This is a genomic window from uncultured Shewanella sp., assembly GCF_947495455.1.
In the GTDB taxonomy this organism is placed as follows: Bacteria; Pseudomonadota; Gammaproteobacteria; order Enterobacterales; family Shewanellaceae; genus Shewanella.
Map to the genome: position 1 here is coordinate 1 of NZ_CANLZC010000152.1, position 9,871 is coordinate 9,871.

Consider the following 9,871-nt stretch of genomic DNA (forward strand, 5'->3'; position numbering starts at 1 on the left):
CTTTATTGTGTCAAAGTCGGCTCGCTTCTGTTATGAATGTGCCCTGAATACTCTTATTTCAGAGGTCATCTCTAAGGTTCCTTGCGATAATGGGGAAAGAGCTCCAACAGCCAATTGATAAACTTTAAAGTGTTAAGCGCGAGTTGTTTGGCCTTTATTGTGTCAAAGTCGGCTCGCTTCTGTTATGAATGTGCCCTGAATACTCTTATTTCAGAGGTCATCTCTAAGGTTCCTTGCGATAATGGGAAAAAAGATCCAACAGCCAATCAATAAACACTTGAGTCTTAAGCGCGAGTTGTTTGGTATTTGAGGTCAGAATGTAATAACGATAAGGGCTAATAAAGGTGTGCGTAAAGGGGAGCACTAAGCTGCCCTCTTTTAATTCTTTTTCAATAAAAAAACGTGGAATGAGCGCCATGCCAATGCCACTTACTGCGGCTTGACTCAACATATAAAAATGTTCAACGGCAAAATCAACAGGAAAATCACCGATAGATAAGTCAACAAAGAGATTAGGGTATTGTGATTTAAATTCTTCAATTCGAGGAATAAGCCAGTTAATACTCAAGCTGGGAAGGACATTGATGGACAAAGTTTGCGTCTGTAAGGGCTGGCTTTTCAAGTCATATGTTGCATTGTTCAGTGATTGAAGCGCTGTTTGGACATGGGGGAGGTAACGTTGTCCTTCATCTGTTAATACTAATTGTCGATGTAAACGAATAAATAGGGGTAAACCTAAATAAGCTTCTAACAGTTTTATTTGTTTACTGATTGCTCCATGAGTGACAAATAGCTCTTTCCCCGCGAGCGTGAAACTTAACAGCCTAGCGGCAGATTCAAAAGCACGTAATGCATTGAGTGGTGGTAAATCTTTAAACATGAGTGTGAGCCTATTAATGGGAGAGCCGATTGATAAAGAGGTGAATTTTGCAAGAGAAAAACTCACATTAAGGCCATACCCGTGATATTTCAAGATGCCTGTTTTCAGAGTGCGTAAAAGTGCCTAATTCAAGGCGTATGATTGCTGAAATGCTTATTGCTTTTTAAGATGATACAACGAAGAAGTAGGGGCTTTTATACACTCCCAACGGGCTGGCCTCTTTATATGTAAAAGCAAGGCCTTTTATACTGTGTTATTAAACATCGGCTTAGAATGACTAGGCTCGATGTTTAGCTGACCATCAAGGATGATGGAAATGTCATTTATGCAGGAGCAATTAATGACCTTGCCTAAAAGGCTTTTAATTCCAGCTGAATCCTGCAGCTTGAAGTATCACGGGTATCAAATAACTCCTTTGTCTTTTGGTTGCAAAAAGCGTTTAATAGGCGCCTCTTGATGGTTATCTGAATACATTTTTTATGGAATTTGAACTGAGTTTACATCTGGCTTTAATCCTTTTTTTTGTGGCGATATTTGCCGGGTTTATTGATTCAATTGCAGGGGGAGGAGGCTTATTAACCATCCCTGCTTTAATGTGGGTGGGATTATCACCCACAGCAGCATTAGCAACCAACAAATTGCAGGCTTGTGGTGGCAGTTTTTTTGCGAGTTTTTACTTTATTCGTAAAGGTGTGATTAAACTGGGTGAAATAAAGTGGGCGATTATTTGTGCCTTTGTTGGTGCATCAATGGGGACAGTTGCAGTTCAATTGATTGATGCCAGTGTTTTAGACATTTTATTGCCTTTCTTAATATTGAGTCTTGGCGGATATTTTCTCTTTTCAAAGAAAATGAGCGATCTGGATAGACATCAAGTACTGAGCGTCGGTGCATTTGCATTAACGGCATCCTTAGGGGTGGGCTTTTATGATGGTTTTTTCGGGCCAGGTACAGGCAGCTTTTTTGCATTAGCCTTTGTCTCCTTATTAGGGTTTGGTCTAGCAAAAGCAACCGCACATGCAAAGGTATTGAATTTAGCAACGAATATCGCATCTTTAATTTTTTTCGCTTTAGGCGGTAAAGTTTTTTGGTTACTCGGTGGCATCATGCTTTTAGGGCAGGCTATAGGTGCGTCATTGGGAGCAAGGTTAGTGCTGAGTCAAGGGACTAAACTTGTTAAACCATTAGTGGTGAGTATGTCATTGATTATGAGTATTAAACTGCTTATGACCTAATATGCTGTATTGGGTTAAGAATTGGGTTAAGCCATTAGTGGTGAGTATGTCATTGATTATGATTATTAAACTGCTGATGATCTAATATGCCATATTGGGTTAAGCCATTAGTGATGAGTATGTGATTGTTTATGAGTATTAAACCGCAGATGATCCAATATGCCATATTGGGTTAAGCTATTAGTGATGAGTATGTGATTGATTATGATTATTAAACTGCTGATGATCTAATATGCTATATTGGGTTAAGAATTGGGTTAAGCCATTAGTGGTGAGTATGTGATTGCTTATGAGTATTAAACTGCTGATGATCTAATATGTCATATTGGGTTAAGAATTGGGTTAAGCCATTAATGGTGAGTATGTCATTGATTATGATTATTAAACTGCAGATGATCCAATATGCTATGTTGGGTTAAGAATTGGATTAAGCCATTAGTGGAGAGTATGTCATTGATTATGAGTATTAAACTGCTGATGATCTAATATGTCATATTGGGTTAAGAATTGGATTAAGCCATTAGTGGTGAGTATGTGATTGCTTATGAGTATTAAACTGCTGATGATCCAATATGCCATATTGGGTTAAGAATTGGGTTAAGTCATTAGTGGAGAGTATGTCATTGATTATGATTATTAAACTGCTGATGATCTAATATGCCATATTGGGTTAAGAATAGTGGCAAAGAGTGATCTTTGTACCTTCACACATGTTGGAAAAGTGCGCCTTGAATGAGGCGCTTTGATCTATTTTGGATCAGCATTACTGGCTTTTTTCGTCTCTTTTTTATCTCTTTTTATCCTTTCCATGATATGTTCACAATTTTTACAATTTGTTCTCTTTTGAGTGATCCGTTCACCCATCGAGATTGACATAATTCCTGTACTCCAAGTTGTGATTTTGGGGTTCTTGACAATAATCAGTGTCATTTCGAGGCTAATAAGAGATTTTAATGGGTTAGCCAGCAAAGATTCAGCTTAAAAAGCTTACTTTAACTTTCATTTTATTTTCTTTATAGATTTTACTGTGTCTTGCCAGTAGGTTTGCGCCTTGTTATGACTGAGTTATGCTTGAGTTATGATCGAAGTTGAAGGTTTGTGATTGATGCCGCCATAGTATTTTGGTCTGACACGGTGAATTAAGTGCCTATTAATGAAGTTTAATAGTTTGAGAGGGGCTTTTTCTGCTATAACATAGCGCTTATTTTGTGGTTTCTTATGGGTTGGATTTCTTTTGCGTTCATTTTTAAGCACCCGATCCATATTTTTATGTCAATGAGAGAGATGAGGCAAGGTTTTGCAGTCGAACAAGAATTCATTTTTTAAAATGCCTCAATGGGGTTCGAGGAAGTTGCCGTTACAGCATAAAACAATGATTTTAGGGTTAGGATTACTGTTTGGTGGTGTCCTTTTGTGGCCTCATAGCCAAAAGCCTAGTTCTCAACGTATCGCTGTGGCTTTAAATAAAGAAAGTTGGCTTTCACAATTGGAGCCGCGTCCTGTTGATGTGGATGATGCATTAAAGGTGGTTGAGCCGAATTTTGAAAAAGTGGTGGTGAAAGGTGATACTCTAAGTGGTCTGTTTGAAGAGGCAAAAATCGATCAACAAACCATGTATCAAGTATTGGAAGCCGATTTGAATGTATTAGCATTAGATACATTAACGCCGGGTAATAAGATTCAATTTTGGTTAAATGAGAAAGGGCAATTACAGAAACTGGAGCTATATTTTAGCCCTGCAAGACAAGTGATTTTTACTCGTTTTGATGATAGATCTTTTAATGCTGAAGAGATTAATATCGATGGCATTTGGCAAAATCGAACCGTTAAAGGGGAAATCCAAGGTTCTTTTTATTTATCAGCATCAAAAATGGGTCTCACCGCTTCAGAAATTCAACGTATTGAAGCCTTATTAAAAGACAAAATTAATTTTGCTAGAGATTTGCGTGCAGGGGATAGGTTTTCAGTTTTGATAAGCGATCAGTTTGTGGAAGGTGAAGCAACAGGAAGCAGTAATATTTTAGGGGTTGATATTCATCGAGGAAGTCGAGATATTAATGCTTACCGTTATAGTGATGGGAATTTTTATGATGATAAAGGCCGAAGTTTACAGCGGGCTTTTCAGCGGATCCCACTTAAACATAATTATCGCATCAGCTCGCGCTTTAATCCTAAAAGGTTACACCCTGTGACGGGAAGAATTGCGCCTCATAACGGTACGGACTTTGCCACTCCCATAGGGACTCAGGTGATAGCTCCCGGTGATGGCGTGGTGACTATGGTTACCAATCATCCCTATGCTGGAAAATATATTGTCATTGATTATGGCAGTAAGTACCGAACACGCTTCTTACATTTATCAAAAGCCCTTGTTCGTAAAGGACAAAAGGTGACTCGAGGGCAAGTCATTGCTTTAACTGGGAATACAGGAAGGATCACTGGGCCCCATTTGCATTATGAATTCTTGATTAATGGACGTGCAGTGGATGTGATGAAAGCCAAAATTCCCATGGCTAAAGAATTGTCTTTCAAAGATAAAAAAGCATTTGCTTTGATAGTTGATAACTATAAAAAAATGATGAGTTAATTGCATATTCTCACTTGTGTTTTATGGTGAGTAAATCCAGATTATCCGGCATGCCGTTGTTTGCTTTCACAACGGCATGCACCCACTTTTTTCACTGCTGGGCAATTTTTACAGCGATGATTCTGTGTTATCGAGTCTTTATTTGTGTGCATTTTAACCATAATAATATCATTTGATGGACGTTTTGTGAGAACGGATTTGGTTACACAAGAGTGGAATAGAGCCGTTTCTTGATGCGTTCTTTGCACTATTTTTAGTGTTTGTTTTTTAGCATTTTTGGCCGCAAGCTCAGGGTCTTCCTTTCCTTTGGTCTTTTCAAGTGACCAAGCGTATTGTGTGACACGCAGTACTGTGTGGAAATAAGGTGGAGAGTCGATTAAAGTGTCTGGTTGAAGACTGAGCTTAAGGGCATCTAATTTCCTTTGATATTTGACTTTTTTATGATGATATTTACGCCTTTTATCATGTATTTTATCATTTAAAGGTGAGCTGGATACCAGTGAATCATAGTATTTTGCCTTGTCGGTGGCTTTCATTAATTTTCGAGTATATTTTTGCTGTTTTTTTAAATACTCACTGTTCATCATAGAGGGACTGATACCGACAATCTAAAAAAGAACTCATATTGTAAATGAAAATCATTATCAGTCAATATTTAACGGTTTAAAAGAGTGACATGAAAAAAACAAATTTATATGAACTTTCAACATCTTTAGATCTTACTCATGAAGTGTTTCAACCTTTGGTTGAAACCGAGCATGTTCTCATCGAGCGTATTATCTCAAAGGCCCATGTGACGCCTGAGGGACAGTGGTATGATCAGCCAAAGAATGAATGGGTGATGGTGTTAAAGGGGGAAGCTGAATTAACCTTTATCGATGGTAATATAATACGTTTGAAAGCTGGTGAGGCCATTGAAATCATGGCTCACTGTCAACATAGGGTTAGCTGGACAACGCCCAATGAAGAAACACTTTGGCTGGCTATCCATTATAAATGAATTACTGATAGGGATCCTGATTATTGTCGACTAGAGTGAGGTAAAGCCTTAAATCAAGTTCTAACTGATGGTAATTGGGCTCCATGTGTAAGCAGAGCTTATAGAAGGCTTTATTGTGTTCTTTTTCTTTTAAGTGTGCCAGTTCATGCACGATGAGCATGCGCAAAAAGGCTTCTGGTGCCTTTTTTAACTTAGCGCTGATCCTAATTTCATTCTTGGCTTTAATTTTACTGCCTTGTTTTCGCGCCACATAAGAGTGTAAGCCCAATGCTTGATGACTGAGGGTGAGCTTATCGTCGTAAATCACTTTAGTGACAGCTTGTGTTTTTCGTAAAAAAGTATTTTTTATTGTCTGTGTATAACGGTATAAGGCTTTATCATTTCGAATATCATGCCGTTGTGGATAGCGTGCCGTGACATATTGGCCAAGTTTGCCTTGCTTGAGTAATTGCGATACTTGTTGCTGAATGTGATCTGGGTAGCCACTGAGGTATTTGAGTGCTGTCATTGAAAATGAGGGCGTAAAATACGCCCTTTTGTTTAATCCTGTTGGTAAATATTGAGAGTATGGTAAGCGTAAGCGGCTTCAAAGGCATTTTTTTGAAAGCGTTTCATGCTTAAACCGTCAAAGTCAACCATAGGTGGGTTGCGCTTTAGCTGCTCTTTGATACGGACAGGATTAATGCACGAAACGGGTATATCAATGAGTTGAATAGCCGCTTCAAGTTTAAAACTGGTTGCACTTCCTGCTTGCTTGCCTTTTTGCTCACGGGAAATAATAATGACTTCATCAACCTGATAGTCTTGCATGAGTTTACTGAAAGCAAAATGAAAATCGCGAATGGATTCTGTTTGATCAGAATGTGACACAGTGAAAGATTGCTGACGGCAATCAGGGACATTATAGGTGTCCCCTTCATAACTTAGTAAACTGATGATGGCTTCACCACCTTTTAACTCAACTCCACAAACTCTCATAAATTACCTATAAAACTGTCAGTATGGGTGTGATTATCTTCCTAAATACTAAAAAGACCTGTTATTAGGAAGACGTTTTTCATTCTATAACTTACTTCAAATTGATAAGCTACCATGGGTTATGGCGACTTATTATGCTTAAATGACTCGTGATGCTAGTGTCTATTCATCTTGTAGCGGCTCCTTTGGCTTTCTTAGCATGGGCGCATCACCTACATCCACACCAGACAGAAAACGTTTATCTCGTTTTGAGGGAGCATTTTTTGATTTTTGCTTATTATGGGGTGTTTTTTTATGTTTCTTCACAATTGATGAGGTGTTTTTTGTCCGCTTAGGTTTATTTTTTAAACCTGAAAATTTAGGCTTTAAGTCGTCGAACACGCTGAGCGTAAACGTTTTATGCAAGAATTGTTGAATATTTTCAAAGTTACGCCAGTCTTTGGGGCCAACCAGTGAAACGGCATCTCCTTTGCTGCCAGCTCGCCCAGTACGACCAATACGGTGAACGTATTCTTCAGAAAACTTAGGCATGTCAAAGTTGATGACCAAGGAAACATTTAATAAATCCAGTCCACGAGAAGCGACATCGGTTGTGATCAATATTTTTTGCAGACCACGGCTAAACTGATCCATGATTTGGTTGCGCTGACTTTGATTTAAATCACCACTGAGTGCAGCAGTTTTAAAGCCTTGTTGGGCTAATTTGTCTGCTAAGCGGCCAGTATCTTGTCGAGTCGCCGTAAAAATAATAATTTGCTTGTGTTCATCTTGGCTTAGCAGACGAGAGAGCACGGCTTCTTTATGATCTAAATGATCACATAAATAGACATGTTGGGTAATATCAGCGTGCGCAGTGTTAGCGGCACCAACGGCGACATGCTCAGGGGAATGTAATAATTCCGCTGCAATATCATTGATATCAGTATGATCTAATGTGGCTGAAAACATCAATGTTTGTCGACGTTTATGATCGGCTGCTCGATGAATAGCTTGTAATTGAGTCGCAAAGCCTAAATCAAGCATGCGATCGGCTTCATCTAATATCAGCAGTTCCAATCCGTTCAAGTGAAGGTGGTGTTGATCAAGGTGATCCGCAAGCCTACCTGGAGTGGCGACGATAAAGTGAGGATCCCGTGCTAATGATTTCGCTTGATCATTAAAATTTTCGCCGCCCAGAATTTTAATGGCTTTGTATTGTGTATTGGCAACGAGCAGACGCAATTGGCTGTAAACTTGTGTCGCTAACTCTCGAGTGGGGAGTAAGATCACAACTCTTGGATCGCGTTTACTGAGAGCACGAGTGGAAATCATTCTTTGCATGGCGGGCAATAAAAAAGCCAGTGTTTTACCTGAGCCAGTCTTAGAAGAAGCCATTAAGTCTTTACCTGCAAGAGCGACTGGAATGGCTTGCTCTTGGATCTCGGTAGGGGTGTTGATCCCCATGTGCTTAAGGCTTTGTAATAGACGGTTATCAAGTTGAAAATCGGTAAATAGCAAAGAAGGATACTCCTAAAATTAAGATAATCGAATATTATACCCTAGGTTACTATCGCCGTGCTACTTCAAGATGTTGGTTCCGCTTGAAGGGAGAGGGATTGACGAAGGCGATAAATGGGAAATAATAGAGAGGGCTATTACTCTGCCATTCAGATATTTCCCATTAAAAAGAATCGCCATTATCAGTTAGGTTTATTGGGTTTGCCGCTCAATGTTTTTAAAGACTGAGGCGATTTGATGACCCCTAATTGCGTAAACATGGAATACATATCCCATATGACCCAGCTTTCGGCAATCTTATTATTTTCAAAACGATCGATTTCTACACCAGACCAAGCAATGCTTTTTCCTGTAGGAGATACACCTAAATATTCTTTTGATTGTGTTGCTGTTATTTGCCAGTAAGTGGTGACAAATTCTTTTTCAGCGACTTGTAGTAAGATTTTCACATTCGATTTTGAGAAAGAATCGTGGTAAACAGACACTAACTCTTTCCATTGTTTTACGTTTTCGGCAGCGACTTTACCATCAAGAGATGGGATTTGATGGTTAACATAATTTGTTACGAAAACGTTTTCGGGTTTGATGGTATTGTGACTGCTCCACATGCCAAGTGACTGCCTCGATAGGGCTTTGTTTTTTTCAATGGACGCTTGTTGGCTATCTAAAGCATCATGGGTTGAAGCAAAGGATGGATTGATGATCAAAAAAATAGTGAGCAGCAATGGTATCAAGCATGTTCGAGTGTTGACTGGCATTTTAATCTCCTTATAAATGAATGTGTAAGTTGAAGGGGTTGTGCTGTCATGAATTAAACGCTATTGCTTTTCTTGGTTAAGTTGCTTTAACCACTTTAAAAAAGCTTGATTATTTCTTTGTCTGATTTGTGAATCGATATCTTTACTTTCATTGGGATCGGGCGTTTGCCACTCTTGATAAAGCACTCTATGGCTGAATGGGTCATTGGCAGTGTTATTAGGCCAAATCTCTAGGCTTCGAGGATCATCAAGGCGTTGATGAATAATACTGTTAACTTTTGGCGTCGAATTGTTTTGTTTATCATCTGGAATGAGTGTTATTTTGTTTGAAGAGGTTTCATTTTTTGAGGGATAATCGCTGGCGGATACTTTTATGGTACTGAGTGTGTGTAGTATTGCACTTAAAAGCAAAAAAAGGACTATTTTTCTTATGCTATCTTGAAATATCAGCATATTAGTGGGCATGCTAACCAGCTTATTATTTTGAAGGGAAATAGGGAGCTTAGCAGTGTTAAACATAATATCACTCCTTCACATCTCGATACTCATACACTGAACCCCTTAAAGTACTCATACACTGAACCCTTTAAAGTATAGCATTGAGTCGTCGTATTGCTTTTAACTCTTCATGTCAGTTTTTGTGTGTAAACTGGCTATTCCCATTATTATTGAACCAAATATTTATTCAAAAAGGGCTCAATATTTGTATTTTTAATTACGTGAATAAAAATAAAGCCAGTAATAAATAAAAAAGATAATAAAGATATTTAATATTTAATATTTTTAGGATGTGGGCCTGCTGTTGGCAAATTATAATAAGAAAAAACACCTTGTTTATCGTTATACAAGGTAGGCCGAGTAGCCTTGTTGATCAAATAGCTGCTTGAGATACAGCTATAGCAAGGTTTTCCGAGTTTTATTTCGTTGCCTGTCGAA

10 protein-coding genes are annotated in these 9,871 nt (G+C 38.6%); 3 read left to right on the forward strand and 7 right to left on the reverse strand.

The window, feature by feature from the left end; all coding sequences use genetic code 11:
• Nucleotides 1–223: 223 nt before the first annotated feature.
• Nucleotides 224–880 (reverse strand): LysR family transcriptional regulator, encoded by a 657-nt coding sequence (locus Q0791_RS23410; protein ID WP_299011672.1) that lies wholly within the window; start codon nt 878–880, stop codon nt 224–226.
• A gap of 479 nt (nt 881–1,359) precedes the next feature.
• Here Q0791_RS23410 and Q0791_RS23415 point away from each other — a divergent pair, with 479 nt between their 5' ends.
• Both Q0791_RS23415 and Q0791_RS23420 read left to right on the forward strand, forming a co-directional pair.
• Entirely contained in the window at nt 1,360–2,115 is a 756-nt protein-coding gene (locus tag Q0791_RS23415; RefSeq protein WP_299011660.1) for a TSUP family transporter, read from the forward strand.
• A 1,327-nt stretch (nt 2,116–3,442) separates the two neighbouring features.
• Entirely contained in the window at nt 3,443–4,702 is a 1,260-nt protein-coding gene (locus tag Q0791_RS23420; RefSeq protein ID WP_299011673.1) for a peptidoglycan DD-metalloendopeptidase family protein, read from the forward strand.
• 41 nt (nt 4,703–4,743) lie between these two features.
• Here the strand turns inward: Q0791_RS23420 and Q0791_RS23425 are convergent, their stop codons facing one another.
• The gene (locus Q0791_RS23425; protein ID WP_299011662.1) at nt 4,744–5,289 is read right to left on the reverse strand and encodes a hypothetical protein; all 546 of its coding nucleotides are present in this window, start codon (nt 5,287–5,289) and stop codon (nt 4,744–4,746) included.
• A gap of 89 nt (nt 5,290–5,378) precedes the next feature.
• Between Q0791_RS23425 and Q0791_RS23430 the strand changes: the two genes are divergently transcribed.
• Nucleotides 5,379–5,702 carry a cupin domain-containing protein gene (locus Q0791_RS23430; RefSeq protein ID WP_299011664.1) on the forward strand — a complete coding sequence of 108 codons (324 nt, stop codon included), beginning with the start codon at nt 5,379–5,381 and terminating at the stop codon, nt 5,700–5,702.
• A 1-nt stretch (nt 5,703) separates the two neighbouring features.
• On the opposite strand, the gene Q0791_RS23435 is transcribed toward Q0791_RS23430, so the two are convergent.
• The 5 genes from Q0791_RS23435 to Q0791_RS23455 all read right to left on the reverse strand — a co-directional run bounded on the left by Q0791_RS23435 (nt 5,704) and on the right by Q0791_RS23455 (nt 9,454).
• Nucleotides 5,704–6,210, reverse strand: a complete 507-nt coding sequence (locus Q0791_RS23435) for a M48 family metallopeptidase (protein ID WP_299011666.1) — start codon at nt 6,208–6,210, stop codon at nt 5,704–5,706.
• 32 nt (nt 6,211–6,242) lie between these two features.
• Nucleotides 6,243–6,680 (reverse strand): DUF3010 family protein, encoded by a 438-nt coding sequence (locus Q0791_RS23440; RefSeq protein WP_299011668.1) that lies wholly within the window; start codon nt 6,678–6,680, stop codon nt 6,243–6,245.
• 162 nt (nt 6,681–6,842) lie between these two features.
• Nucleotides 6,843–8,177: a DEAD/DEAH box helicase gene (locus tag Q0791_RS23445; RefSeq protein ID WP_299011669.1), complete on the reverse strand. Its 1,335-nt coding sequence runs from the start codon at nt 8,175–8,177 to the stop codon at nt 6,843–6,845.
• A gap of 182 nt (nt 8,178–8,359) precedes the next feature.
• On the reverse strand, nt 8,360–8,935 hold the full coding sequence (locus tag Q0791_RS23450; protein WP_299011670.1) for an ester cyclase: 576 nt from the start codon (nt 8,933–8,935) through the stop codon (nt 8,360–8,362).
• A 60-nt stretch (nt 8,936–8,995) separates the two neighbouring features.
• Complete coding sequence (locus Q0791_RS23455) at nt 8,996–9,454, reverse strand: hypothetical protein (RefSeq protein WP_299011671.1); 459 nt, start codon at nt 9,452–9,454, stop codon at nt 8,996–8,998.
• Between the last annotated feature and the right edge of the window lie 417 nt (nt 9,455–9,871).

Coding starts and splice junctions, on each gene's coding strand:
- Q0791_RS23410 (WP_299011672.1), bottom strand. CDS start 880: ATGTTTAAAGATTTACCACCACTCAATGCATTACGTGCTTTTGAATCT.
- Q0791_RS23415 (WP_299011660.1), top strand. CDS start 1,360: ATGGAATTTGAACTGAGTTTACATCTGGCTTTAATCCTTTTTTTTGTG.
- Q0791_RS23420 (WP_299011673.1), top strand. CDS start 3,443: ATGCCTCAATGGGGTTCGAGGAAGTTGCCGTTACAGCATAAAACAATG.
- Q0791_RS23425 (WP_299011662.1), bottom strand. CDS start 5,289: ATGATGAACAGTGAGTATTTAAAAAAACAGCAAAAATATACTCGAAAA.
- Q0791_RS23430 (WP_299011664.1), top strand. CDS start 5,379: ATGAAAAAAACAAATTTATATGAACTTTCAACATCTTTAGATCTTACT.
- Q0791_RS23435 (WP_299011666.1), bottom strand. CDS start 6,210: ATGACAGCACTCAAATACCTCAGTGGCTACCCAGATCACATTCAGCAA.
- Q0791_RS23440 (WP_299011668.1), bottom strand. CDS start 6,680: ATGAGAGTTTGTGGAGTTGAGTTAAAAGGTGGTGAAGCCATCATCAGT.
- Q0791_RS23450 (WP_299011670.1), bottom strand. CDS start 8,935: ATGCCAGTCAACACTCGAACATGCTTGATACCATTGCTGCTCACTATT.
- Q0791_RS23455 (WP_299011671.1), bottom strand. CDS start 9,454: ATGTTTAACACTGCTAAGCTCCCTATTTCCCTTCAAAATAATAAGCTG.